Source organism: uncultured Sphingomonas sp., from assembly GCF_964244265.1.
Classification (GTDB): domain Bacteria; phylum Pseudomonadota; class Alphaproteobacteria; order Sphingomonadales; family Sphingomonadaceae; genus Sphingomonas.
Window position 1 is genome coordinate 74,736 of sequence record NZ_CAXTHV010000002.1, and the last position, 24,143, is coordinate 98,878.

General features: G+C 68.5%; 22 protein-coding genes and 1 tRNA gene. 7 read left to right on the forward strand and 16 right to left on the reverse strand.

Annotation, left to right across the window (positions count from 1 at the left end):
* Nucleotides 1–3: 3 nt before the first annotated feature.
* Nucleotides 4–918, reverse strand: a complete 915-nt coding sequence (gene lipA / locus ACFE7K_RS01330) for a lipoyl synthase (RefSeq protein WP_375396350.1) — start codon at nt 916–918, stop codon at nt 4–6.
* A 69-nt stretch (nt 919–987) separates the two neighbouring features.
* On the opposite strand from lipA, the gene ACFE7K_RS01335 reads away from it, so the two are divergent.
* A complete protein-coding gene (locus ACFE7K_RS01335; RefSeq protein ID WP_375396351.1) occupies nt 988–1,617 on the forward strand; it encodes a carbonic anhydrase in 630 nt (209 codons plus the stop codon).
* Nucleotides 1,618–1,635: 18 nt separating this feature from the next.
* On the opposite strand, the gene aspS is transcribed toward ACFE7K_RS01335, so the two are convergent.
* On the reverse strand, nt 1,636–3,444 hold the full coding sequence (gene aspS / locus ACFE7K_RS01340) for an aspartate--tRNA ligase (protein WP_375396352.1): 1,809 nt from the start codon (nt 3,442–3,444) through the stop codon (nt 1,636–1,638).
* 172 nt (nt 3,445–3,616) lie between these two features.
* Between aspS and rnd the strand changes: the two genes are divergently transcribed.
* Nucleotides 3,617–4,807 carry a ribonuclease D gene (rnd, locus tag ACFE7K_RS01345; protein ID WP_375396353.1) on the forward strand — a complete coding sequence of 397 codons (1,191 nt, stop codon included), beginning with the start codon at nt 3,617–3,619 and terminating at the stop codon, nt 4,805–4,807.
* Nucleotides 4,808–4,859: 52 nt separating this feature from the next.
* Here rnd and ACFE7K_RS01350 read toward each other — a convergent pair whose 3' ends face one another.
* From ACFE7K_RS01350 to ACFE7K_RS01365, 4 genes are all read right to left on the reverse strand, one after another.
* Nucleotides 4,860–6,302: a Ppx/GppA family phosphatase gene (locus ACFE7K_RS01350; RefSeq protein ID WP_375396419.1), complete on the reverse strand. Its 1,443-nt coding sequence runs from the start codon at nt 6,300–6,302 to the stop codon at nt 4,860–4,862.
* 81 nt (nt 6,303–6,383) lie between these two features.
* The gene (locus ACFE7K_RS01355) at nt 6,384–8,555 is read right to left on the reverse strand and encodes an RNA degradosome polyphosphate kinase (protein WP_375396354.1); all 2,172 of its coding nucleotides are present in this window, start codon (nt 8,553–8,555) and stop codon (nt 6,384–6,386) included.
* The gene (locus tag ACFE7K_RS01360) at nt 8,552–9,187 is read right to left on the reverse strand and encodes a chromosomal replication initiator DnaA (protein WP_375396355.1); all 636 of its coding nucleotides are present in this window, start codon (nt 9,185–9,187) and stop codon (nt 8,552–8,554) included. Before ACFE7K_RS01360 ends, ACFE7K_RS01355 begins: the two co-directional genes overlap by 4 nt.
* Nucleotides 9,184–10,446 carry a heavy-metal-associated domain-containing protein gene (locus ACFE7K_RS01365; RefSeq protein ID WP_375396356.1) on the reverse strand — a complete coding sequence of 421 codons (1,263 nt, stop codon included), beginning with the start codon at nt 10,444–10,446 and terminating at the stop codon, nt 9,184–9,186. Before ACFE7K_RS01365 ends, ACFE7K_RS01360 begins: the two co-directional genes overlap by 4 nt.
* 61 nt (nt 10,447–10,507) lie before the next feature.
* On the opposite strand from ACFE7K_RS01365, the gene purM reads away from it, so the two are divergent.
* From purM to ACFE7K_RS01380, 3 genes are read left to right on the forward strand one after another with little or no spacing between them, the layout of a single operon-like run.
* Nucleotides 10,508–11,602 carry a phosphoribosylformylglycinamidine cyclo-ligase gene (purM, locus tag ACFE7K_RS01370; RefSeq protein ID WP_375396357.1) on the forward strand — a complete coding sequence of 365 codons (1,095 nt, stop codon included), beginning with the start codon at nt 10,508–10,510 and terminating at the stop codon, nt 11,600–11,602.
* A gap of 51 nt (nt 11,603–11,653) precedes the next feature.
* Complete coding sequence (purN, locus tag ACFE7K_RS01375; protein WP_375396420.1) at nt 11,654–12,166, forward strand: phosphoribosylglycinamide formyltransferase; 513 nt, start codon at nt 11,654–11,656, stop codon at nt 12,164–12,166.
* Nucleotides 12,163–12,540: an MmcQ/YjbR family DNA-binding protein gene (locus ACFE7K_RS01380; protein WP_375396358.1), complete on the forward strand. Its 378-nt coding sequence runs from the start codon at nt 12,163–12,165 to the stop codon at nt 12,538–12,540. Before purN ends, ACFE7K_RS01380 begins: the two co-directional genes overlap by 4 nt.
* Here ACFE7K_RS01380 and ACFE7K_RS01385 read toward each other — a convergent pair.
* The 9 genes from ACFE7K_RS01385 to ACFE7K_RS01425 are packed head-to-tail and all read right to left on the reverse strand — an operon-like array spanning nt 12,488 to nt 20,857.
* Entirely contained in the window at nt 12,488–13,024 is a 537-nt protein-coding gene (locus ACFE7K_RS01385; RefSeq protein ID WP_375396359.1) for a TIGR02281 family clan AA aspartic protease, read from the reverse strand. The genes ACFE7K_RS01380 and ACFE7K_RS01385 overlap by 53 nt on opposite strands.
* Nucleotides 13,021–13,794, reverse strand: coding sequence for an MBL fold metallo-hydrolase (locus ACFE7K_RS01390; RefSeq protein ID WP_375396360.1), 774 nt, complete (start codon nt 13,792–13,794; stop codon nt 13,021–13,023). Before ACFE7K_RS01390 ends, ACFE7K_RS01385 begins: the two co-directional genes overlap by 4 nt.
* Complete coding sequence (locus ACFE7K_RS01395; protein ID WP_375396361.1) at nt 13,791–14,570, reverse strand: TatD family hydrolase; 780 nt, start codon at nt 14,568–14,570, stop codon at nt 13,791–13,793. Before ACFE7K_RS01395 ends, ACFE7K_RS01390 begins: the two co-directional genes overlap by 4 nt.
* Nucleotides 14,567–16,105: a methionine--tRNA ligase gene (gene metG / locus ACFE7K_RS01400; protein ID WP_375396362.1), complete on the reverse strand. Its 1,539-nt coding sequence runs from the start codon at nt 16,103–16,105 to the stop codon at nt 14,567–14,569. The genes ACFE7K_RS01395 and metG overlap by 4 nt, the downstream gene beginning before the upstream one ends.
* Nucleotides 16,106–16,144: 39 nt before the next feature.
* The gene (locus ACFE7K_RS01405) at nt 16,145–17,119 is read right to left on the reverse strand and encodes a DNA polymerase III subunit delta' (RefSeq protein WP_375396363.1); all 975 of its coding nucleotides are present in this window, start codon (nt 17,117–17,119) and stop codon (nt 16,145–16,147) included.
* On the reverse strand, nt 17,116–17,745 hold the full coding sequence (gene tmk / locus ACFE7K_RS01410; RefSeq protein WP_375396364.1) for a dTMP kinase: 630 nt from the start codon (nt 17,743–17,745) through the stop codon (nt 17,116–17,118). Before tmk ends, ACFE7K_RS01405 begins: the two co-directional genes overlap by 4 nt.
* A 7-nt stretch (nt 17,746–17,752) precedes the next feature.
* Nucleotides 17,753–18,913 carry a D-alanyl-D-alanine carboxypeptidase family protein gene (locus ACFE7K_RS01415; protein WP_375396365.1) on the reverse strand — a complete coding sequence of 387 codons (1,161 nt, stop codon included), beginning with the start codon at nt 18,911–18,913 and terminating at the stop codon, nt 17,753–17,755.
* Nucleotides 18,914–18,942: 29 nt separating this feature from the next.
* Complete coding sequence (locus tag ACFE7K_RS01420) at nt 18,943–19,836, reverse strand: septal ring lytic transglycosylase RlpA family protein (RefSeq protein ID WP_375396366.1); 894 nt, start codon at nt 19,834–19,836, stop codon at nt 18,943–18,945.
* Nucleotides 19,820–20,857: a lytic transglycosylase domain-containing protein gene (locus ACFE7K_RS01425; protein ID WP_375396367.1), complete on the reverse strand. Its 1,038-nt coding sequence runs from the start codon at nt 20,855–20,857 to the stop codon at nt 19,820–19,822. The genes ACFE7K_RS01420 and ACFE7K_RS01425 overlap by 17 nt, the downstream gene beginning before the upstream one ends.
* 98 nt (nt 20,858–20,955) lie before the next feature.
* On the opposite strand from ACFE7K_RS01425, the gene ACFE7K_RS01430 reads away from it, so the two are divergent.
* Nucleotides 20,956–21,043 (forward strand) — tRNA-Ser (locus ACFE7K_RS01430).
* An 89-nt stretch (nt 21,044–21,132) separates the two neighbouring features.
* Here the strand turns inward: ACFE7K_RS01430 and ACFE7K_RS01435 are convergent.
* On the reverse strand, nt 21,133–22,329 hold the full coding sequence (locus ACFE7K_RS01435; RefSeq protein WP_375396368.1) for a serine hydrolase domain-containing protein: 1,197 nt from the start codon (nt 22,327–22,329) through the stop codon (nt 21,133–21,135).
* A 278-nt stretch (nt 22,330–22,607) separates the two neighbouring features.
* On the opposite strand from ACFE7K_RS01435, the gene ACFE7K_RS01440 reads away from it, so the two are divergent.
* Nucleotides 22,608–24,086, forward strand: coding sequence for a S41 family peptidase (locus ACFE7K_RS01440; protein ID WP_375396369.1), 1,479 nt, complete (start codon nt 22,608–22,610; stop codon nt 24,084–24,086).
* Nucleotides 24,087–24,143 lie beyond the last annotated feature (57 nt).

A 24,143-nucleotide genomic window follows, 5' to 3' on the forward strand; every position in this document is an offset into this window, starting at 1 on the left:
CGCTCACCGCCGTGCGAGCTGCGCCTCGCGCGCAGCCTTCATTTTCGCGAAATCGGCGCCGGCATGGTAGCTGGACCGCGTTAGCGGCGAGCTTGCGACCTGCAGGAAGCCCTTGGCGCGCGCGATCGCGGCATAGGCCTCGAACGCCGCCGGGGTGATGAAATCGGCGACCTTGGCGTGGCGCGGCGTGGGCTGGAGGTACTGCCCCATCGTCAGGAAATCGATCGCCGCCGACCGCATGTCGTCCATCACCTGATGCACTTCGAGCCGCTCCTCGCCCAGCCCGAGCATCACGCCCGATTTGGTGAAGATCGACGGATCGTGGTTCTTGATCGATTCGAGCAACCGCAGCGATGCATAATAGCGCGCGCCCGGCCGGATCGTCGGGTATAATCGCGGGACGGTCTCGAGGTTGTGATTGTAGACGTCGGGCCGCGCCTCGACGATCGACTCGACTGCGGCCTGCGCCTTGTTCCGAAAGTCAGGCGTCAGGATCTCGATCGTCGTGCTCGGCGCAGTGCGGCGCAGCGCCTGGATTACCTTAACGAACTGCGACGCGCCGCCGTCAGGCAAGTCGTCGCGATCGACCGAGGTGATCACGATATGCTCCAGTCCGAGTTCAGCTGCCGCATCGGCGGTGTGCTGCGGCTCGAGTGGATCGACCGCGCGCGGCATCCCCGTCTTGACGTTGCAGAAGGCGCAGGCGCGGGTGCACGTGTCGCCCAGGATCATCACCGTCGCGTGCTTCTTGGTCCAGCATTCGCCGATATTCGGGCAGGCCGCTTCCTCGCACACCGTATTGAGGTTGAGGCGGCGCATCATCGCCCTGGTTTCGGCAAAGCCGGCCGACGTAGGTGCCTTGACCCTGATCCAGTCGGGCTTGCGCGCGCGCGGGGCGATAGAGCTGATCTCGTTCATATCGCGTGTGAGATAGCGACTGCCGCTGCCGCTTGCCAGCCCTTCGCAAGCTTGGCAGAGCAATCGCCGATGTCCGGGTTCGACGACCTTCTGGCGGGCTATGGCCGCTTTCGCCGCGACGGCTGGCTGCGCCAGCGCGAGCGCTGGGCGGAGCTGAGCACGGGCCAGTCGCCGCGGGTGATGATCATCGCGTGTTCCGACAGCCGCGTCGATCCCGCGCAGATCTTCGACACTTCGCCCGGCGAAATGTTCGTCGTGCGTAACATCGCCAATCTAGTTCCGCCCTTCGAAGCCGATGGCGGGCGGCACGGCGTATCGGCCGCGCTGGAATTCGCGGTCACCCAACTGGAGATCAGCGACATCGTCGTGCTGGGCCACGGATCGTGCGGCGGCGTCGCGGCGGCGCTCTCGCGGCGCTTCCGGGATGCGCCGCCGGGCGCCGGCGGATTTATCGCCCATTGGGTCGACATGCTCGACGATGCCCGCGACCGGATCGTCGCCGCCCATGGCACGGGTCCCGAGGCGATCCGGGCGTTGGAGCTGGAAACCGTCCGCGTCAGCCTTGCAAACTTGCGCAGCTTTCCGTTCGTGCCCGATCGCGAGGCCGACGGCCGGCTGCGGCTGCGCGGTGCCTATTTCGCGATTGCCGACGGCATGCTTCACGTAATGGACGACCAACAGCAATTCCATCCGGCGTGACGCCCGCCACGGGCAGGATCAGACTGCCGAAGCCTTTCCTGCGTGCGGTTGCTCGGCCAGCCGGATGTTCAGTTCGCGCAGCTGCCTTTCGGTCGCGAAACTGGGTGCCCCCATCATCAGGTCCTCGGCCTTCTGCGTCATGGGAAAGACGATGACCTCCCTGATGTTCGGCTCGTCGGCCAGCAGCATGACGATCCGGTCAACGCCAGGCGCCGAGCCGCCATGCGGCGGTGCGCCGAACTTGAAGGCATTGATCATGCCCGCGAAATTGGCGTTGACATCGGCCTGAGAATAGCCGGCGATCGCAAACGCCTTGTACATGATCTCGGGCCGATGGTTACGGATCGCTCCCGACGACAACTCAACGCCGTTGCAGACGATGTCGTACTGATAGGCGAGAATGTCGAGCGGGTCCTTGTTTTCCAGCGCGGCCAGCTCGCCCTGCGGCATGCTGAACGGGTTGTGGCTGAAGTCGACCTTCCTGGCGTCCTCGTCATATTCGAACATCGGAAAATCGACGATCCAGCAGAATTCGAAGCGCCGGTCGTCAATCAGCCCGAGCTGTTCGGCGACCCGGGTGCGCGCCAGCCCTGCAAGCCTCGCTGCCTCCGCTTCCTTGCCCGCGGCGAAGAACAGCCCATCGTCAGGACCCAGGCCGAGCGTGTCGGCGATCACGTTCATATCGGTCTCGCCATGGTTCTTGGCAATCGGGCCGCCCCACTCGCCGCCTTTTCGCGTCGCATAGCCGAGCCCGGCAAAGCCTTCGGCCTGCGCCCAGCCGTTCATGTCGTCGAAGAACTTGCGGCTCCTTTCGGCGGTGCCCGGCGCGGGGATCGCGCGGACGACATCGCCCGCCTCAACGATCGCGGCGAAGCGGCCAAAGCCTGAGCCGGCGAAATGATCGCTAACGTCGGCGATCAGGATCGGATTGCGCAGATCGGGCTTGTCGTTACCGTATTTCAGCACCGATTCCTTGTAGGGGATGCGTTTGAACGGCAGCGGCGACACGGTCCTGCCCTTGCCCTGCCAGTCGGCGAACTCCTGGAACACGCCATGGAGCACGGGCTCGATCGCGGCGAACACGTCTTCCTGGGTGACGTAGCTCATCTCGAAATCAAGCTGATAGAATTCGCCGGGCGAGCGATCGGCACGGGCGTCCTCGTCGCGAAAGCAGGGCGCGATCTGGAAATAGCGGTCGAAGCCCGCGACCATCAGCAGCTGTTTGAACATCTGCGGCGCCTGCGGCAGCGCATAGAACTTGCCCGGATGGACGCGGCTGGGCACCAGATAATCGCGCGCGCCCTCGGGCGACGAGGCGGTCAGGATCGGCGTCTGGAATTCGGTGAAGCCTTGGTCGATCATCCGCCGGCGCAGCGAGGCGATCACGCTCGACCGCAGCATGATGTTGGCGTGCAGCCGCTCACGCCTGAGGTCGAGGAAGCGATAGCGCAGCCGGATGTCCTCGGGGTATTCGGCCTCGCCCGCGACGGGCATCGGCAGTTCCTGCGCGGGCGACTGGACGGTAACGGCACGCGCGAACACCTCGATCTCGCCGGTCGCCAGATTGGGGTTGGCCGTCCCCTCGCCGCGTGCCTTGACCATGCCGTCGATCGTCACGACCGATTCGACGCGCACCGATTCCAGGACGGCAAGCGCGGCGCTGTCGCTGTCCGCCACCAGCTGGGTGATGCCGTGATGGTCGCGCAGGTCGACGAACAGCACGCCGCCATGGTCGCGCTTGCGGTGCACCCATCCCGACAGCCGGACCTCCTGCCCGACCTCGGCAGAGGTCAGGGCGGCGCAGGTGTGCGTGCGATAGGGGTGCATGATCTCGATCTCGACATTGCGTCATCCCGGCGCAGGCCGGGATCGCTGCGTGGCGAAGCGGACGGCTCGAACCAGGCGGTCCTGGCCTCCGCCGGGACGACGGGTTAGGTCCGCGCACCTCCCCGCCCTGCCCGCCTTTGTCAACCCGGCGAGGCCGGGCTATGGGAGGAAGATGCATGTTCATCCGCTCGTCACCGACAGCGCTACACTCGCCAATCTCTGCACCCGGATGGCGCGATCGCCCTTCGTGTGCGTCGATACCGAGTTCATGCGCGAAAATACCTTCTGGCCCGAGCTGTGCCTGATCCAGGTCGCCGATGCCGACGAGGCGGCGGCGATCGATCCGATGGTGCCCGGGATAGACCTGGCGCCGCTGCTCGCACTGCTGGTGGCGAACGAAGAGGTGCTCAAGGTATTTCACGCCGGCGGCCAGGACCTGGAGATCGTCTTCAATCTGACCGGCAAGACTCCGCATCCGCTGTTCGATACCCAAGTCGCCGCGATGGCGCTCGGCCAGGGGGAGCAGATCGGCTATTCCAACCTTGTTGATGGGTGGCTGGGCATTCAGATAGATAAGGGGGCGCGGTTCACCGATTGGGCGCGTCGCCCGCTTGACGATCGCCAGGTCGACTATGCGATCGGCGATGTCACGCATCTCGCGACCATCTTCCCCAAGATGCTCGACCGGCTCAAGCGCACCGGGCGGGGCGCGTGGCTCGACCAGGAGATGGAGCGGCTCGGCGATCCCGCCAACTACGCCAACGATCCCGATCTGGCGTGGAAGCGCGTCCGCATCGCCGGTCGCAAGCCCGAGATACTGGGCCGGCTGAAGGCATTGGCACGCTGGCGCGAGCTGGAAGCGCGGGGCAAGAACCTGCCGCGCGGCCGCATCGTCAAGGACGAGACCCTGGCCGACCTCGCCAGCCATCCGCCGCGCCGTCAGGCCGATCTCGCGCGCGTTCGCGGTCTGACGGCGACCTGGGCCGGCAACGACATCGGCGCGCGGCTGATGGCGACGATCGAAGCGGCCCAGCCGATGACCATCGACGAAATGCCCCCGCGCGAGGACCGCAAGCCGGGGCTCGGCAAGGACGGCGCGCTGGTCACCGACCTGCTGAAGCTGCTGCTCAAGATCAGGAGCCGCGATATCGACGTGGCGGCGCGATTGCTCGCGCGTTCGGAGGATCTGGAGGCACTCGCCGGCGGCCAGCGCGAGGGGCTGTCGATCCTGAGCGGCTGGCGCTACGACCAGTTCGGGCGCGACGCGCTCGACCTGGTCGAGGGCCGGCTGGCCTTTGCGGTCAAGGGCGGCAAGCTGCGGATGACGCGCACCGAGGACGCGGCGGATCAATCCTCGTCGTAAAGTTGCGCCTCCGGTTTACTGTCTCTGCCAGGACATTCTAGGCGCCGGCCGATCATCCCGCAATCACCGCCAGCCTCCCCAACGCCGCGGCCAGGGCGGCATGGCGACGCTCCACCGTCTCGCTATAGAGCGCAAGATCGCTGGCCACCAGGGCAAGGGTCAGGACCTTGCCGTCGTCGCTGAGCGACGAACGCTGGAGCGGTCCCGCCAAGCCGCCGCTCATCCGCTGCCCCAGGCGCATGGCCAGACCCCAGTTTCTCGCGCGCTTCAGGTCGGCAGCGGATGCGAGCGCCTCCAGCGGCGCGGGGCTGTCCGTGCCCCCGCCAAGGCTGGTGAACAACGCCTGCGCCATCAGCGCGCGGCCCCGCGCATCGACCGCCACCCAATTGCCGTGGAGCGCGACGTCGAGACCGCGCTCGGCTCGAAATTCGGGATTGGCGCGCCAGCCGACATCGGCGAGCTGGCAAGCCGCCAGCCGCAGCCGCGCCAGATCAGCGGGATCGTCCGTGAACGCCGGGCCGATCCAGCGATCGAGCAGGTCGCCATGTTCGGCGAAACGTCCCTGCCGCGCGCCCTCTTCACGGGCGGCGACGACCAGCGGATCCTGCACGCGCGTGGCCTGATCCAGCGCCCCGTAAAGCAGTCCTTCGCGCAGGCCGAAGCTCGACACCATCGTCGTCGCGCTGCCCAGGTGGCGCAACAGCGCGGCGAGCAGCGCCGCGGCGTCGTTCAGCATCGGCGCGCGCTGTCCCGAAATGCCCGGCACTGCCTTGAGCATCGGCTTGCCGACATGGCTGACCGTCCGTACCAGCCGGGCGATCGCGGCGGGCGACATCGCGTAATGCTGGATGATCGGCAGCGGATAGCGCGTCAGGTGCATGTCGAGCCGCGCAAGCGTGCGCCATGAGCCCCCGACCAGATAAAGCGGCAGACCGACGCCCTTGCCGGTCCACCCCGCCTGGTCGATCAGTTTTGCCACGCGGCGGTCGATCGTGCCCTTGCCCCTGGCCCGCAGCGCCGCGACGCGCAGCACGCCGAGCGGGAACGAGACGCGCTCCCCGACCGCGCCCCTGCCGACCCGCACCAGTTCCAGGCTGCCGCCGCCCAGGTCGCCGACGATGCCGTCGGCATCGGGGATCGCCGACAGCACGCCCAGACCGGCGGCGATCGCCTCGTCCTCGCCCGACAGCAGTTCGACGTGGAGCCCGGTCTGCTCGGCGACGTCAAGCAGCACCCCGCCATTGCCGGCGTCGCGCACGGCCGCCGTGGCGACGGTGCGCAGGTCATCGACCTCCATCTCGCGCGCCATGGCGGCGAAACGTTGCAGCGCATTGGTCGCCACGACCAGCGAGTCGGCGCTGATCTCTCCGGTCTGGGCCAGGCCCTTGCCCAGTCCGGCCATCACTTTTTCGTTGAACAGGATCGTCGGCAGCCGCGCCGCGCCCTGATAGACCACCAGCCGGATCGAGTTCGAGCCGATGTCGATGATCGCCATGCGGGGCTCGGCGGCAGCCTTGGGCCGGCGCGGCGCGGGAATGGTGAGCGGGAAGATCGAACCCACGATCGACACGATCGGCTATCGCCCCCGGGCGAAGGACAGCGTCGGCACCGCCCCGCCGGCCAACGCCGCGCCGCGCCCCGACAGCGACGGGTTGGTCATGAAATAACGGTGCAGGTTGAACGGCTTGGGCCCCGGATCGACGCGGTCATAGCTGCCGTCGCGATTGAGCACCCAGCTTTGTTCGCTGTCGATCAGGTTGGCGACCATCACCTGGTCGAGGATCTGGTCGTGCACCGTCGGATTGAGGATCGGCAGCATATATTCCACCCGCCGGTCGAAATTGCGCGGCATCCAGTCAGCCGACGAGATATAGAGCCGCGCACCGTCATTGGGCAGCGGCTTGCCGTTGCCGAAGCACCAGATGCGGCTGTGTTCCAGGAATCGCCCGATCACCGACTTGACGCGGATGTTGGACGACATGCCGGGCACTCCCGGACGAAGGCAGCAGATGCCGCGGATGATCAGGTCGATTTCGACGCCGGCTTCGGAAGCCTCGTACAGCTTGTCGATGATCGCGGTGTCGACCACCGAGTTCATCTTGGCCCAGATCGCCGCCGGCCGGCCGGCGCGGGCATTGTCGATCTCGGCATCGATCAGCGCGGTCAGGCGCGGCCGCAGATCGCGCGGCGATATGCTGAGCAGCGAGAGGTCCTCCGGCTCGACATAGCCGGTGATGTAGTTGAAGATCTGCGCGGCGTCGCGTCCGACGCGCGGGTCGGCGGTGAAGAAGCTGAGATCGGTATAGATCCGCGCGGTCACCGGATGGTAATTGCCGGTGCCGAAATGGCAATAGGTGCGGTATGCCTCGTCCTCGCGCCGGACGACCATCGAAACCTTGGCATGCGTTTTCCAGTCGAAGAAGCCATAGACGACCTGAACGCCCGCGCGTTCGAGCTGCGACGCCCAGAGCAGGTTCTGCTCCTCGTCGAACCGCGCCTTCAGCTCGACCACCGCGGTCACCGACTTGCCCGCCTCGGCCGCGGCGATCAGCGCATTGATCACCGCCGATTGCTTGCCGGCGCGATAGAGCGTCTGCTTGATCGCCACCACGTCGGGGTCGGCCGCCGCCTGTTTGAGAAAGGCGATCACCACCTCGAACGTCTCGTACGGGTGATGGACGACGATGTCCTTGGCCTTGATCGCGGCGAAACAGTCGCCGCCGAATTCGCGAATACGTTCGGGGAAACGCGGCGTGAACGGCGGGAATTTGAGGTCGGGCCGGTCCTCCTCGATGATCGCGTCGAGATCGTGGAGACCCAGGAACGCACCGCCTTCGGTCACGAACGCCCCGGCCACACCGAGCTCTTCCTTGAGCGCGGCGGCCAGCGCCACCGGCATGCCGGCCTCCAGCTCCAACCGGATCACCCGGCCACGACGCCTGCGCTTGATTGCATTGGCGAAGTACCGGACCAGGTCCTCGGCCTCTTCCTCGATCTCGATGTCGCTGTCGCGCAGCACGCGGAACTCGGCCGCCCCCTTGACCGCATAGCCCGGAAAGATGGTTCCCGAGAACCGCTTGACCAGCGATTCGATGGCGACATAGCGGGCCGGACCGGCGGGCAATCGCACGAACCGCGGCAACGTCGCGGGCAGCATCACCAGCTCGCGGATAGGCTCGCCATCCGATATGCGCACCAGATCGAACATCACCGCCAGACCGCGATTGGGCATGAACGGGAAGGGATGCGCCGGGTCGAGCGCCTGGGGTGTCAGGATCGGAAAGATCTGCTCGCGAAAATATTCCGCTAGCCAGTCGATCTCCTCGGCCGCGACCGCGTCGTCGATGGTTCGCGATCCGAGCACATGGATATCCGTGGCGGCCAGGTCGCGACGCAGGTCGCGCCAGACCTTGCGCTGTGCCAGCACCAGCGAATCGGCCTCGGCGACGATCGCCGCCAGCTGCTGGTTCGTGGTCAGGCCGTCGACCGAGCGGCGATCGACGTCCTGCGCCTGCTGCCCCTTCAGCCCGGCCACGCGGACCATGAAGAATTCGTCGAGGTTGGACCCCGAAATGGACAGGAAGCGGACACGCTCGAACAACGGATGAGCGGGATTGCACGCTTCTTCCAGCACGCGGCGGTTGAATGCCAGCCAACTCAGCTCGCGATTGAAATAGCGTTCGCTCGATCCGCCCTCGAACGGATCATCGTCCTCGGCAAGGCGCGCGATATGGGCGGGGCGGGTCATGGTTTCTCGCTGGCTGGTTCAGGGCTGAGGGGAAGCAATATGCCCGCGTCCGTCAGTGTGGCCCTGGCAAGGGGAATCGACAAGCGCCTGCGGCGTTCGAGCGCGTCATGGTCGAGCAGGTCGACGGTCCGCTCGACCGCCACGAAGCTGCGCTCCAGCCGTGCGACCAGCCATTGGATCAGCTCGGGCCGGGCATCGAGCCCGCGCCGGTTGAAGCGGCGCTCGAGCAGCAGGGCCATCAGCGCGTCGTCCGGTGGCGCGATCCTGGCGAGCGGGCAAGCGGCCAGGCGCGACCTGAGATCGGGCAATGCCACCCGCCACTCGGGCGGCGCCATCCCGGCGACCATCAACAGCGGCCGGCGCTCGGCCTGGGCCGCGTTCCAGGCGTGGAACAGGTCCTGTTCGGGGCGCCGGTCGGCGTCGTCGATCACTCGCCCGCCGCTGCGCGCCGCAAACACCCGGGCAAGCAGGCTGCGCCCCGATTTACGCGGCCCGACCAGCAGGGCGGTCATCACCGGCCAGGTCGCCCAGCGATCGAGCAGCGCACAGGCGCGCTGGTTGGCCGAGGAGACAAGGAAGGCGTCGTCGCCCGGTCCGTCGGGCCATGCCAGCGGCAGACCCAATTGGCTCATCCGGCCGTCATGTTGTCGGCCGGCACCGATGGCGGCGGCAGCGAAGGCGCGCGCCGGATGCGCAGGATGCTGCCGCTGCGTGCGACGGCATAGCCCCGCGCCTCCAGCGCGGCGCGCAATGCGTCCGGGTCGCCGGCGAAGGTGACCCGCATCACCGATACGCCGCCGAGCGCCAGGCTGGTGGTCGTCGCCTGCGCCACCCCGGGAATGCCGCGGACCATTCCCTCCGCGGCGGTGACCGCGCCGGCATTGGGCGTGTCGAACTGGATGCTGACCGGACCCGCGCCTGCGCCCGTCACCAGGCCGGGATCGCCGAGGTCGAAGTCGGACGAGGCGTCGGTCGGCGTCGGCGTGGGTGTCGGCGTTGCCGCTACCGGCGGTATATAGGCGAGGCTGGGGTCGATCCGCAGCACGCCCGCGCGCAACGCGTTCTGGTATAGGTCGTCCATCCGCCTGACCCCGGCGTCCAGCAGCGCCGGCACGCCCTCCTCGCTCTCGACCCGCAGCGCGAAACGGCCGATCAGATCGTTGTCCGGGCCGTGCCGCGCCTCGAACACGCCGATCACCGGGCCGCCCGGCCATTGCCGGTACAGCGCGACCAAGGGTATGACGATGTCCGATGCGGCATATTGATCGAGCACCGTGCGCCACCAGCCACGGTCGCGGCGCTGGACCTGGCCGGCGTTGAGCAGCAGCGAATCGGGTCCGGTCGCGGTCGGCCGGACATAGTCGATCTGGCTTTCGGCGGTCCGATAGCGCAGCCACGCCGCCAGCCAGTCGCTCTTGCCCTCGAAACCGGTATCGACGCCGGCCGATCGCTCGATCGGAATGACCAGCATCGGCGGGGAGCGGTCGATCGTGGTCGCGACGCCCAGGATCGATCCGGCGCGCGCGCGGTTGAACAACACCCCCAGCCGGGCGATGTAGCGATTGGGGCCGATCTGTTCATTCTCCACGACGATGCCGCTGACGATGCTGTCCAGCGTGCCGTCGGGCAGCGCGCCGCCACCGCCGCCCAGCCGTTGCGACAGCATCTGCCAGCCCTTGCGCTGGGCCACGCGCCAGCCCGCCAGGCGCGCGGCGTTGGCGTTCGGCCCGGCAACGTCGACAGTGACGCCGCTGACCTCGAAACTGCCCGAACTGTCCTCCGGCGCGGCCGAATTGTCGGCGGCGGACTGCGCCGCGACCATCCCGCTGGCGACAAGCAGGCCGAGCGCGATGGCGGCGGCAAGGCTGTGGAGCAATGGCGGACGGCGCATGACGCGCTCTTTGGCGAAGCAAGCGTGGAAATCCAAGCGCGATGTGACTACGCAGCGGTCGATGAGCGCAACCGATCCGTATACCTATGCGCAAGCGGGCGTGTCGATCGCGGCGGGCAACGCGCTGGTCCGCGCGATCGGACCGTTGGCAAGGGCGACCCGACGCGCCGGCGCCGACGCCGAGCTGGGCGGGTTCGGCGGCTTTTTCGACCTGAAGGCGGCCGGGTTCGTCGATCCGTTACTGGTCGCCGCGAATGACGGCGTCGGCACCAAGCTGAAGCTTGCGATCGACAGCGGGCGGCATGACGGCGTCGGCATCGATCTGGTCGCGATGTGCGCCAACGATTTGATCGTCCAGGGCGCCGAGCCGCTGTTCTTCCTCGATTATTATGCGACCGGCACGCTCGACACGGCCATCGCCGAGCGGGTGGTCGCGGGCATCGCCGAGGGTTGCCGGATCGCCGGCTGCGCGCTGATCGGGGGCGAGACCGCGGAGATGCCGGGCATGTACGCACCCGGCGACTATGACCTGGCCGGTTTCTGCGTCGGCGCGGTCGAGCGGGACCGCGTGCTGACCGGCGCCGGCATCGCGGCGGGCGACGTGATCCTCGGGCTCGCCTCGTCCGGCGTCCATTCGAACGGCTATTCGCTGGTCCGCCGGCTGGCCGCGGACCGGGGCTGGAGGCTTGATCGCCCCGCTCTGTTCGATCCGGACACGCTGCTGATCGAGGCGCTGATGGCGCCGACGCGGATCTACGTGAAAAGCCTGCTGCCGATCATCGCGACCGGCGCGATCAAGGGCCTGGCGCACATCACCGGCGGCGGCCTGCTGGAGAACATCCCGCGCGTGCTGCCCGCCGGCGCGCACGCGATGATCGACGCCGATGCCTGGCCCCAGCCGCGGCTGATGGCGTTTTTCCAGGCGCAGGGCGCGATCGAGCCGGGCGAGATGGCGCGGACGTTCAACTGCGGCATCGGCATGGTGGTGATGGTCGCGGCCGAAATGGCGGAAACGGTGACGGCCGCGCTGGCGGCCGCCGGCGAGGAGGTGTTCCGGATCGGCGCGATCGTGACGGCGCGGCGCGGGTGCACGGTGGCGGGATCGACCAAGACCTGGGGCGGACGCGGGCCGTGGTCGGCCACGCATGATGCCTGACCCACGCCGTTGAAGAAGGTCGCCATCCTCCTTTCCGGGCGCGGGTCGAACATGCGGGCGATCGTGGCGGCGGCGGGGGCCGCCTATGCGGTGTCGCTCGTCGCCTCCGACCGGCCAGACGCCCCCGGCCTGGCCTGGGCGCGCGACCATGATCTCGCGACCTGGGCGCGCTCTCCCCATGGCATCGGTAAGCCCGCTTATGAAACCGCGCTTGACGCCGCGTTGCGCAAGGCAGGCGCCGAGATCGTCGCGCTTGCCGGCTATATGCGGCTGCTGTCCGACACGTTCGTCGCGGCGTGGCGCGGGCGGATCGTCAACATCCATCCCTCGCTGCTGCCGCTCTACAAGGGCCTCGACACGCACGCCCGGGCGATCGCCGCCGGCGATGCCGAGGCGGGATGTTCAGTCCATGTCGTGACCGAGGAGCTCGACGGCGGGGCGGTGCTGGGCCAGGCGCGCGTCCCGATCCTGGCGGGCGATACGCCCGACACGCTGGCGGCGCGCGTGCTGATCGAGGAGCATCGCCTTTATCCGCGCATTCTGGCAGAGTTCGCGGCGCGATGAGTCCCGACTTCGAGTCCGATCTGGCCCGTGTCCGCGCGATCTGCATGGCCTATCCCGACGCGGCCGAGAAGCTGTCGCATGGTGCGCCGGCCTTTTTCATCGAGAAGGGGCGCGTCTATGCCTATGTCTGGCACAACCACCACGATGACGGGCACGACGCGGTGATGGTCAAGACCACCGGCCGCGAGGAGCAGGCGATGCTGGTCGAAATGGACCCCGATTTCTACCACGTCCCGCCCTATCTGGGGCCGGCGGGCTGGGTCGCCATGGAACTAAGCGGCGATGCCACCGACTGGGACCGGATTGAGGAGCGGATCTCGATCAGCTGGGAAATGGTCGCGCCGCGCCGCCTGCTGGAGGCTGGCGGCCGATGAGCGACTTAGCCCCGATCCTCAGCTTCGCGACCGTCGTGCGCCGACCCGTGACCGCGCCGTTGGCGGTCTGAATAACCGCATCGACCAGCGATTCGTCAAGGTCGAGCGATGCCGCCTGGGCGGTTGCCACCGATAGCGCAGTGACCGTTGCACCGCTGTCGACCAGCATCATGCGTTCGACGCCGTTGATCTGGACTTTGACCCAGAAATGGCCGTCGTCACGCATCGCGATGCGCACCTCGCCGACGGTCACGATCTGGTCGCGGCCATAGAACAGGTCATGGATACCCCCGGTCAGCCAGTCGGCGCGTTCGACCAGCGCCACCATCAGCAGCGCGACCGCGAAGATGCCCGCCCAGGCGAACGCCATCAGCGCCACCCTGGCCAGCGGCACGCGCCGCGTCGCCAGCGCCGACAGCGGCAGGATCAGCAGCAGCGCGTACATCAGCACCTCGCCGCCGTCGATCACGACGAACTTGGTCATCGCTGCCGCGCCGTCATCCGCAGCCCGTCATGCGCCGGCACGACGTTGGCGGGCAGCTCGGCCAGCAGCGCGGCATAGTCCATCGACTGGTCGAGATGGGTCAGCGCCGCCCGGCCGGGCGCCAGGTCGGCGATCCAGCCCAGTGCCTGGGCGAGCGTCGGGTGCGAGGGATGCGGCTCGCGGCGCAGGCAATCCACCACCAACAGGTCGAGCCCGCGATAGAGGCCGCGCATGCCGTCGGTCATGACGTTGAAATCGGTCGCGTAACCGATCGCGCCGTCCTCGCCGTCGAACCGCAACCCGGCCGAATTGATCTCGGCATGCGGCTGGTCGACCACGCCGATCGCGATGTCGCCGATCACCAGCCGGTCGGGCAGTATCTCGCCGGTAATGATCGGCGGATAGGGACCGCGACCGGCGAACGCATAATCGAAGCGATGGATCAGCGCCCCCAGCGTCGGCGCGCGCGCGAGGCAGCGGACCGGACCGCCCATCGCATGGTAGAGCTGGCGCAGGTCGTCGATGCCGTGGACATGGTCGGCATGGGCATGGGTCCAGATCACCGCGTCGACGCGGTCGACCCCGGCATCGAGCAGCTGTTCGCGCAGGTCCGGCCCGGTATCGATCAGGATGCGCGTGGTCGCGGTCTCGACCAGTGCCGACGCGCGCCGGCGGCGGTTGCGCGCGTCCCGGGAATTGCATGCGCCCCAGTCGTTGCCCACGCGCGGTACGCCCGACGACGTCCCCGATCCCAGGATCGTGATCCTCACGCGCGCGTCCTGGCAAAGAGGGTGTGGAAGTTGGCGCGCGTCGCCTCGGCGAGCAGGTCGGGCTCCACGCCGCGCAGGCCGGCCAGGAAGCGGCAGGTGTCGGCGACGAACGCCGGCTCCCCCGTGCGCCCGCGATGCGGCACCGGCGCCAGGAACGGCGCGTCGGTCTCGATCAGCAGGCGATCGATCGGCACGCGGGCGGCGGTCTCCTGCAGGTCGCGGGCGTTGCGGAAGGTGACGATGCCGGAAATCGAGATGTACAGGCCCATCGCCAAGGCGCGGTCGGCGAATGCGCCGCTTGAGGTGAAGCAATGGATCACGCCGGCAAAGGCGCCGGCCGCCATCTCGTCGTACAGGATCGCCGCGGTATCGTCCTCGGCATCGCGAGTATGGACCACGATCGGCAAGCCGGTCCGGCGCGCGGCGGCGATGTGCGCGCGAAAGCTCGCTTGCTGGCGCGCGCGGTCGGAATGATCGTAATGGTAATCGAGCCCGCTCTCGCCGATCCCGACCACCCGCCGGTGCCGCGCGCGCTCGACCAGTCGCGCGGTGTCGACATGTCCGTGGTCGTCGGCCTCGTGCGGGTGGATGCCGACCGTCGCCCAGACGTCGGGCTCGCGCTCGGCGGTGGCCAGCACCTTGTCCCATTCGCTCTCGCGCGTGGCGATGTTGAGCATCGCCGCCACGCCGCACTCGCGGGCACGGGCAAGCACCTCGTCCTGCTGCTCGGCCACCCCGGGATAATCGAGGTGGCAATGGCTGTCAGCGAGTTTCATGATACCGCGTCGGCGACTGGCGCGTCCAGCCGCGGAAAGATCGGCGACGGCGGCGAGATCCTTGCCGGCAGGTCGCCAAGCCCCAGCGCGGCATGGTCGCGCGCGCCGGCACCGAGCTGGTCGAGCACCTTGCCCGCGGCCCCGGGAATGACCGGCAGGATCAGGATCGCCAGGTCGCGGATCGCCCGCACCAACGTTGCCAGCACCGCGTTCATCCGCGCCGGATCGGTCTTGCGCAGCGCCCAGGGCGCCTGGACGTCGATATAGGCGTTGCCCGCAAATACCCCGCGCAGCCACGCCTCGACCGCCTGGCTGAGCGCCAAATCGGCGAACAGCGCGCGGAACTCGTCGCCGGTCGCGGCAATGGACGCCAGCAACGCGGCGTCGGCGGGTTCGGGCGTGCCGTCGGTGGGCACCACGCCGTCGCAATTCTTGGCGATGAACGACAAGGTGCGCTGCGCCAGATTGCCGAAGGCGTTGGCCAGTTCGGCATTGACCCGCGTCACGATCGCCTCGGCCGAATAGCTGCCGTCCTGCCCGAAACTGACCTCACGCAGCAGGAAATAGCGCAGCGCATCTACCCCGAAGGCATCCGCCAGAGCGATCGGGTCGACGACGTTGCCGATGCTCTTCGACATCTTTTCACCGCGGTGAAGCAGGAAACCGTGGCCGAACACCGTCTTCGGCAGCGCCAGCCCCGCCGACATCAGGAAGGCCGGCCAGTAGACGGCGTGGAAGCGGACGATGTCCTTGCCGATCAGGTGCAGGTCGGCGGGCCAGTGCCGTGCCATCGCCGCGCGATCGGCGGGATAGCCCGCGCCGGTCAGGTAATTGGTCAGCGCGTCGACCCACACGTACATTACGTGCCCCGGGCTGCCCGGCACCTTCACCCCCCAGTCAAAGCTGGTCCGCGATACCGACAGGTCGCTCAGCCCCCCCTCGACGAACCGAAGCACTTCGTTGCGGCGGGCGTCCGGACGGATGAACCCGGGGTGCGCGGCGTAATGATCGAGCAGTGGTTGCCGGTATTTCGACAGGCGGAAGAACCAGGTTTCCTCTGCGGTCCAGTCGACGGGCGTGCCCTGGGGCGACAGCTTTTCGCCCCCCTCGCCATCGATCAGTTCCTTCTCGTCGTAAAAGGCTTCGTCGCGAACCGAATACCAGCCCTCATAGCGATCGGGATAGAGATCGCCGGTCGCCGCCATCGCCTCCCAGATCGCGACCGACGCGGTATGGTGCGCGGGCTCCACGGTGCGGATGAAGCGGTCATAGGATATGTCGAGCCGGTCATCCATCGCCTTGAACAGCGCCGACATCTCGTCGGCCAAAGCGCGCGTTTCCATGCCCCGCTCGCGTGCCGCCTGGACCATCTTCAGCCCGTGTTCGTCGGTGCCCGTCTGGAACAGCACGTCGCGCCCGGCCTGTCGCTGGAACCGCGCGATGGCGTCGGCGGCGATCGCCTCATAGGCATGCCCGATATGCGGCCGCCCGTTGGGATAGCTGATCGCGGTGGTGACGTAGAACGGCTCGGCCATGTATCCTGCCCTAGAACAATGCCGCCCCGAGTTGAAGGCTCAGGCCGCCCTGGCCAGCCGGGCGACGATCCCGCCCATCTCGAACACCGTGCCCTGCGCATCCAGGCTGAGCCGCAGCGCGCTGGCCGACAAGGCCCGGGCATCGTCATGCGCGTCGAGCGCGACGCGCAGCGCCTCTCCCCGACGTTGCGCGGCGTGCGCGGCGATGAAGCTCGGCGCGCGGTCGAGGAACGCCTCATAGCGCGGCACCGCGGCCTTGAGCGACAATGTCCGCGCCAGTTCGGCGCGTACCGCATTGGTCGGGTCGCCGCGCGCCATGTCCTCCAGCGCGCGGTCGAGCCCGGCGACGTCGAGCCCCGCAAATCCCAGCGCCCGCCCCGGCGATCCGTTGCCCGCCGCGACCAGGTCGTCGATCTCGACGGCGGGCGCCTCCGGCAGCGCCTGGGCAAGCAGGCCGCGCATCTCGGCCTCGTCGAGCCGCCCGAAACGCAGCAGCCGGCACCGCGACCGGATCGTCGGCAACAAGCGGCCCGGGGCGTGACTGACGAGCAGGAACGTCGTGTCGGGCGGCGGCTCCTCGAGGTTCTTGAGCAGCGCATTGGCCGCGCCGCGTTCGAGCACGTCGGCCGAATCGACGATGATCACCCGGCGCGGCGAATAGGTCGGCTTGGTACCCAGGAACGGATCGAGCGTCCGCACCTGGTCGACCGAGATGCCGCGCGCGGTCTTGCGCTCGCCCTTGCGATCCTCGCTGACCAGCCGTTGCAGCACGCGCAGGTCGGCGTGCGCGCCCTGGTCGATCAGCGCGTGGACGCGGTCGCCCGGCGGCACGTCGAAATCCTCGGCCGGCTGGCCCATCCCGGCCGCCAGCAGCCGCCGCGCCGCGCGCAACGCAAAGCTGGCCTTGCCGACTCCCTCGGGGCCGCCGAGCAGCCAGGCGTGGTGCAGCGATCCGCCGGCCATCGCCGAGGCGAACGCCGCCTGCGCCTGGGCGTGGCCGAACAGCCGGATCATGGCAGCAGGTCGGCCAGTTCGGCCAGCAACGCCGCGGTAACCGTGTCGACGTCGCGGCCGGCGTCGATCATCCGCACGCGATCCGGCTCGGCTGAAGCGAACCGTCGGAAGGCGGCGGCGACATCATCGTGAAAGACGGTCCCCCGCACCGCGAAGCGATCCCCCGCCCCCCCGTCGCGTGCCAGCGCCCGCGCCGCGCCCACCGCGCGCGGCACGTCGAGCACCAACGTCCGGTCGGGCAGCAACCCGCGCGACCCGAAAGCGTGCAGCGCCAGGATCGCAGCATCGTCGATACCGCCGGCCACGCCCTGATAGGCGCGCGTCGAATCGATGAAGCGGTCGCACAATACCCACCGGCCGATGCCCAGTGCCGGCTGGATCACCTTTTCGACATGGTCGGCGCGTGCGGCGGCGAACAGCAGCGTCTCGCCATGCGCGCTCCAGCGGTTGATCGCGCCCTGCATCAGCAGCGCCCGGATCGCCTCCGCCCCTTCGCTGCCGCCGGGTTCGCGCGTGACGATCGCCTCGATCCCCCGCGCCGCCAGCGTCGTGGCGAGGCGGCGGACCTGGGTCGACTTGCCCGCGCCCTCGCCGCCCTCGATCGAGACGAACCGTCCGCGCGCCACGCCGGGTTCAGCCGCCGAACAGCTGGAGGAACCCGGTCCAGACGCGGCCGAAGAACCCCGCCTCGCCGACATCCTTGTCGGCCACCAGCGCCATCCGTTGCGGCGCCATCCCTGGGGCGGTGACGACCAGGTCGGCCAGATGCTGCCCGGCCTTGATCGGCGCCTTCAGCGGACCGTCATAGATTATGGTCGCGCGCAGCTCGGGATTGCTGCCGGCGGGAACGGTCACGGTCAGCGGTTCGGGCGCCACCAGCCCGACGCTGCCCGCCGATCCCAGCTGGACGTCGGCGGTCGCCACCAGCCTGCCCTTGCCGACGATCGGCTTCAACGCCCAGGCGCGGAAGCCCCAGTTCATGAACTTGATCGATTCTTCCTTGCGGCCGTTGAAGCTGTCCAATCCGGCCAGCACGATGACGAGCCGCCGGCCGTTCTGGATCGCCGAACCGGTAAAGCTGTAGCCGGCCTCGTCGGTATGCCCGGTCTTCAGCCCGTCGGCACCCGCGACATTGCCCAGCAGCGGATCGCGATTGGCCTGGTCGATCGCCGCCCCGCTGCCCAATTGCTTGCCCCAGGTAAAGCTCGGCAGCGCGTAGTAACGCTTGTAGAGGTCGGGGAAGTCGCGGATCGTCGCCTTGGCCAGCGTCGCCAGGTCGCGCGCGGTGACATAGGTGACCCCCTGGTCGGGCCAGCCGTTCGAATTGCCGAAATGGCTGTTGCTCAGCCCCAGCCGCCGCGCTTCGGCATTCATCCGCTCGGCAAACGCCTGTTCGGTGCCCGAAATACCCTCCGCCAGGACGACGCAGGCGTCGTTGCCCGACAGCGTGACGATGCCCTTCAGGAGGTTGTCGACGCTGACCGACTCATTGGCCGCGAGGAACATTGTCGAGCCTTGCGAATGCCATGTGCGCCAGGTCGCGGGCTGGACGACATAGGTCTGGCTGGCCTTCAGCTCGCCCTTCTTGATCATCGAGAAGACGACATAGACGGTCATCATCTTGGCCATCGAGGCGGGCGGCATCCGGCGATCGGCATCCTTGGCATAGAGGATCGCGTTGGACGACAGATCCTCCATATAGGCGACCGGCGCGGCGGTCTGAAATTCGGGGGCGGCAAGCGCGGGGGCGGCCGGCGCCAGAATGATCGTGGCAGCGGCAATCAGCTTTTTCATTCAACGCGGGTCCATAATTTGGCGTGACGTCAGTCCTCCCGGACGACACGGGCATCGCCATAGCCCCGCGCGGCGACCGCGTCACGCGCTTGTGCGGCCAGGGCGATGGTGGCGAACGGCCCCAGGCGCACGCGATAGACCTTGCCAGCGGCTATCATCCTCGCGCCCAACACGCGCGCCAGCGCGGCGGCGCGATCCCGGCTGGAGAAAGCGGCGACCTGAACGAAATAGCCCGATCCGGCTGCGGCGGGCGCCCTGATTTTCGTCGGTGGTGCGGCGGGTCCCGGCGCCGGCGGCACTCCCGTCTTTGGCAATTGCGCGCGCAGCCCGGCGAGCAACGCGGGCGGGGTGTCGAGCCGGGACGCCGCCGCCCGACCGCTGCGGATCGCCGCCTGGTCGGCGGCGGCAGGCGTCACGCGCCGCACGCGCACCCCCGCCACCGCGACCGCATCCAGCCCCAGCGCCTGAGCGGCGCCGCGCGACAGGTCGATCACCCGGTCGCGCCGGCCGGGCCCGCGATCGGTGATCTCGACCAGGATCGTCCGCCCGCTATCCAGCGCGGTAACCTCGGCAAAGGCGCCCAGCGGCAGCGTGCGGTGTGCCGCTGTCATCGCCGCCGGATCGAACGGCGACCCCGATGCGGTGGGCTTGCCGGCCAGCTCCTCGCCATACCAGCCGGCCAGCCCGACCTCGTCATAGCGGTCCGCGCCGCCCGACGTTCCCGCCGGCCCGGACGCCGCGGGCGGTCCGTCGTCGGATGCGGGGGGCAGATCCGGGGTGCGGCCGGCCTGGTCGGATAGGACGGGCTGCGACGCAGCGATTGCCGCCGGTGGCACGACGTCGGCAGTTCGGCCGCTGCACGCCGCCAGTGCCGGGACCAGCGCCAGGATCAGCGCCGGCGCGCGCCTATTGCTCCACCGCATCCGCCAGCAGCCCCACGCTCAATGCATAGAAATTGGAGCAATTGTAATCCAGGATCACCCGATAATTTCCAGTCAAAAGATAGGCGGTCTTGCCCGGGCCGTCGGGCTCGATCAGCGTCGCCAGCACATTATCGGCGGGCCAGGCGCGGCCGGCGGGCATGATCCCCAGCCGCCGCCATTCGCCGACCGTCCGCCACGCGCTGTGCCGCTCGAACACTTTGGGGCAGCGCGGCGACAGCAATCGGTTGGTGATCCCGGTGCGATCAAACCCGGGCGGCACGGCGACCGCCACGCCCCATGGCTCGCCCCGCCGCCAGCCGGCATTGGCGAAGTAATTGCCGATCGACGCCAGCGTGTCGGCATCGCTGGTCCAGATATCCGCGCGACCGTCGCCATCGCCGTCGCGCGCCAGCCGCAAATACACAGACGGCAGGAATTGCGGCCCCCCCGTCGCCCCTGCCCAGCTGCCGACCAGCCGTTCACGCGGGACGCCGCGATCGATCATCTTCAGCGCGGCAACGAACTCGCCGGCAAACAACTCGCGACGCCGGCCGTCATAAGCCAGGCTGGCAAGCGCGCGCGGCAGGTCGAAACTGCCCATCACCGAGCCGTAATTGGTCTCGTGCCCCCAGATCGCGACCATGATCGATTCGGGCACACCCGTTTCGTTCTCGATGCGTTGCAGGCGGGGTCGTTCGGCCAGGTATTTGGCGCGTCCGCGGCCGATCCGCGAGGCGTCGACATGGCTGATGCGATAGGGCGCGAACAGTGGCGGCGCGGTATTGGGATTGCTGCCCGGCTGACCGCCGTCGAGCTCGACCACCCGCTGATTGAGTGTCATGCCCGTAAGCACCGCATCGACCGTCTGCGGCCGCACGCCCTCGCCAATGGCGCGCTCGCGCAGCGTCCGGAGGTAGGCCTGGAACCCGGCCTCGCTCTGCGCGCGGGCAATACCGGTACAGGCGAGGAGCAGCAATGCTGACGCCGCCAACGCCTGTCTGATCGATCCAGCCCACCGCATATGCGGTATCTTGGCACAGCCCGCGCCGGCAATGTAGCCCCGATCGTCGCACCGCTTGCACAAAGTGTCGCCGCTGGTCAAAGGCGATGCCGGGCCCGGGAAGGGTGGCAGAGTGGTCGATTGCAGCGGTCTTGAAAACCGCCGATGCGCGAGCATCCGTGGGTTCGAATCCCACCCCTTCCGCCAGTTCGGTATAACGCTGGGCACGCAAGCAGCCGCCGTGCCTAGGCCGGTGGCGGTAAGGGGTCCGCAACAGGTGAAGGGCGCTTTCCTACCTAGCCTTGTGTCGAGACGTCCGGCCGCCAGAACTTCATGTCGCCATAGACCCACGCCCAGGGGAAGCCGGTATCGCCCAGGATGAAGCGCGTGATCGCGGGAAACGCCGCCTCAAACCGCACGTCCGCGCCCAGGATCACGACGCAGCGCTGCCCCCGCTCCACGCAAAGGATCGTGTTGCCGGTCAAGTCGTTGTGCCCGCCCTTTTCAAACACCCGGCCCTGCGGTCCGGCATAGGTTAGCACGGCGGTGCCGACGGCCAGTCCCTTGACGCGTTTCGCCGGCGGGGCTTCGGGCTGAAGCGTCGGAAACTCGCTCGCGCTGGTGATCGCCAGTTGCGGGCGCGTCAACTCGCGGCGCGAGCGTGGCAACAGGCCCATGCCGCTCACCATCGCCGCGGCGAAGCGTGCCATGTCGGTGATCGTCGTATCCATCGATCCCGCCACGCGAACCCGCGATTGCCGCGCGTGCCCCGGCGCTTCGCCGTCCAGCGACCAGCCGCTCGCCGCGCGGCCCTGGAAATCCTCGCGCCAGGTCAGCGAGGTGTCCTTCATGCCGAGCGGGTCGAACACGCGCCGCTGCAATTCGGTCGCGACGTCGAGCCCGATGCCCTGCTCGATGACGAGCTGGAGCAGCAGCAGCCCCATCCCCGAATAGGCGTAGTGCGTCCCCGGATCGAAATGAAACCGCAGCTTGAAATCGGGTTCGTCCGGCGTGGTGTTGACGAAGCCCGACGCGTGGTTGAGCAGGATGCGCGGGGTCAGCCGGTGCCAGCGCGGATCGGCGGCGACGAGCGAGAAGTCGCCGTATTTCTTCACCATCGTCTCGTCTGTATAGGCCGACAGCGGCTTGGGCAGGTACCGCTCGATCGGCGTGTCGAGGTCTATCTTGCCGGCGTCGACCAGCTTCAGCACCAGATACCCGAACACCGCCTTGGTCAGCGACGCGCCGTACATGATGCTCGTGTCGGTCAGCGGCGCGCCGTCCTTGTTGCGTACGCCATAGGGCTTGACCCACAGGACGCGGCCATGGTCGATCACCGCCACCGCGACGCTGCGCGCGCCGGTCGCTTGCATCGCCGCGGCGATCTGGGCGTCGATTGCGGCCTGTGAGGGTAGCGGCCTGGTCCGGGCGGCGGCAGGGGATGTGGCGAGCATGGCAAGCGCGGCGACGGAGCAAATGATCGTACGGGTCATCGAACCTCTCTTGTTGCTGTGGATGACGGCCCATCGCATATGCACCTGGCTTGCGAGCGTCAGATTCACCCACGCTCGCCGAAATCCGGAATTTGAGCCGCCGCCGGTACGAATCTGGGCGTGGATCGACCGCGATGCGCTGCGACGACGTGACATGGCGCCGAGCGCGCGGCGCCGGGGGCCGGCGTCTCACGTCCGGTAAATCGGTCGGCTGACGGCATTTGGGACGACGCCGCCGCGGGATCGGGCCAAGGCATCCGGGCAAGCCCGGAGCCGCCATGATCCGTTTCCCAGACCCGTCCCGCCGCGCCGTCATCGGCGGCGCCGCCGCCGTGGCGGCCGCCCTCACCGCGCGGCATGCCGACGCAGCGGGTCCGGCGCTCCTGTCGCCGACCGCGATGCGCGCCGACGTCGGGCTGCTGCGGCGCGCCTACGAGACGCTGCATCCCGGCCTGCTGCGCTACACTTCGCCGGCGGCGAGCGCCGCCCGGTTCGAGGCGCTGGCGGCGGCGGCATCGCGTCCGATGACGCTGCCGCACTTCTACCTGACGCTGTCGCGGTTCCTCGCCACGGTGCGGTGCGGGCACAGCTACGCCAATTTCTACAACCAGTCGAAGGCGGTGCGCGGCGCATTGTTCGAGGCGCCCGACCGGCTGCCGTTCGCGTTCCTCTGGCTGGGCGAGCGGATGGTCGTGACCGCCGATCCGATGGGCATCGGCATCGCGCGCGGCAGCGAGATCGCCGCCATCGATGGACGACCGGCGGGGGCGATCTTGGCCGGCCTGATGGCGGTCGCGCGCGCCGATGGTCACAATGACGCGAAGCGGCGCCGGCTGATGTCCATGCAGGGCGAAGACCGGTACGAAAGCTTCGACGTCTTCTTCTCGCTGATGTTCGGCGGAAAAACGCGCTACCGGCTGTCGGTCGTCGACCCGGACGGGCGACGCCGGGCGGCGACGGTCGAGGCGATTTCGCTTGCCGAGCGGCGAGCGCACATGGGCGCGGCCGCCGACGCGAGCGGCGACAAGGCGTTGTGGACGATCGAGCGGCGCGGCGACGCCGCCCTTCTCACGATGCCGAACTGGGCCGTCTACGACAGCAAATGGGATTGGAAGGGCTGGCTCGATGCCGCGATCGACCGGCTGGTGCTCGACAAGGTCCCCCGGCTGGTCGTCGACCTGCGCGGCAACGAGGGCGGCGAGGACTGCGGCAACCTGCTCGTCTCGCGCCTGATCGGGAAACCCGTCCCCTCCGAGCGGGTCCGCCGGCTCGTCCGTTACCGGCGTGTGCCGAGCGATCTCCTGCCGCATCTCGACACCTGGGATCACAGCTGGGACGACTGGAAGGATGCCGCCCGCCCATATGACGCGCGGTTCGACGAGCTGGTCGGGCCGGACTGGGGCACGACGATCATCGAACCCAGGGGCACGCGGTATACCGGCAAGGTCGAGGTGCTTATCGGCCCGCAGAACAGCTCGGCGACATACCAGTTCGCCGATCTCGTCCAGCGCGAGCGGCTCGCGACATTGATCGGCGAGCCGACCGGCGGCAACCGGCGCGGCATCAACGGCGGCTGCTTCTACTTCCTGCGTCTGCCCGGGACCGGCCTGGAGATGGACCTGCCGCTGATCGGGCTGTTCCCGACCTCGCCCCAGCCGGATCAGGGCGTGACGCCCGACGTGCTGCTGCCCGTCACGCGGGAGCAGATCGCGGGCGGGATCGATCGGCAGCTGGAACGCGCGCTCGCGGGGGCCTAGCGTTTCGGACAAGCCGCCGGCTGCGGGAACTTCCCGTCGCCACCAGGGAAGCGAGCC

Coding starts and splice junctions, on each gene's coding strand:
- lipA (WP_375396350.1), bottom strand. CDS start 918: ATGAACGAGATCAGCTCTATCGCCCCGCGCGCGCGCAAGCCCGACTGG.
- ACFE7K_RS01335 (WP_375396351.1), top strand. CDS start 988: ATGTCCGGGTTCGACGACCTTCTGGCGGGCTATGGCCGCTTTCGCCGC.
- aspS (WP_375396352.1), bottom strand. CDS start 3,444: ATGCACCCCTATCGCACGCACACCTGCGCCGCCCTGACCTCTGCCGAG.
- rnd (WP_375396353.1), top strand. CDS start 3,617: ATGCATGTTCATCCGCTCGTCACCGACAGCGCTACACTCGCCAATCTC.
- ACFE7K_RS01350 (WP_375396419.1), bottom strand. CDS start 6,302: ATGGCGATCATCGACATCGGCTCGAACTCGATCCGGCTGGTGGTCTAT.
- ACFE7K_RS01355 (WP_375396354.1), bottom strand. CDS start 8,555: ATGACCCGCCCCGCCCATATCGCGCGCCTTGCCGAGGACGATGATCCG.
- ACFE7K_RS01360 (WP_375396355.1), bottom strand. CDS start 9,187: ATGAGCCAATTGGGTCTGCCGCTGGCATGGCCCGACGGACCGGGCGAC.
- ACFE7K_RS01365 (WP_375396356.1), bottom strand. CDS start 10,446: ATGCGCCGTCCGCCATTGCTCCACAGCCTTGCCGCCGCCATCGCGCTC.
- purM (WP_375396357.1), top strand. CDS start 10,508: ATGAGCGCAACCGATCCGTATACCTATGCGCAAGCGGGCGTGTCGATC.
- purN (WP_375396420.1), top strand. CDS start 11,654: ATGCGGGCGATCGTGGCGGCGGCGGGGGCCGCCTATGCGGTGTCGCTC.
- ACFE7K_RS01380 (WP_375396358.1), top strand. CDS start 12,163: ATGAGTCCCGACTTCGAGTCCGATCTGGCCCGTGTCCGCGCGATCTGC.
- ACFE7K_RS01385 (WP_375396359.1), bottom strand. CDS start 13,024: ATGACCAAGTTCGTCGTGATCGACGGCGGCGAGGTGCTGATGTACGCG.
- ACFE7K_RS01395 (WP_375396361.1), bottom strand. CDS start 14,570: ATGAAACTCGCTGACAGCCATTGCCACCTCGATTATCCCGGGGTGGCC.
- metG (WP_375396362.1), bottom strand. CDS start 16,105: ATGGCCGAGCCGTTCTACGTCACCACCGCGATCAGCTATCCCAACGGG.
- ACFE7K_RS01405 (WP_375396363.1), bottom strand. CDS start 17,119: ATGATCCGGCTGTTCGGCCACGCCCAGGCGCAGGCGGCGTTCGCCTCG.
- ACFE7K_RS01415 (WP_375396365.1), bottom strand. CDS start 18,913: ATGAAAAAGCTGATTGCCGCTGCCACGATCATTCTGGCGCCGGCCGCC.
- ACFE7K_RS01420 (WP_375396366.1), bottom strand. CDS start 19,836: ATGCGGTGGAGCAATAGGCGCGCGCCGGCGCTGATCCTGGCGCTGGTC.
- ACFE7K_RS01425 (WP_375396367.1), bottom strand. CDS start 20,857: ATGCGGTGGGCTGGATCGATCAGACAGGCGTTGGCGGCGTCAGCATTG.
- ACFE7K_RS01435 (WP_375396368.1), bottom strand. CDS start 22,329: ATGACCCGTACGATCATTTGCTCCGTCGCCGCGCTTGCCATGCTCGCC.
- ACFE7K_RS01440 (WP_375396369.1), top strand. CDS start 22,608: ATGATCCGTTTCCCAGACCCGTCCCGCCGCGCCGTCATCGGCGGCGCC.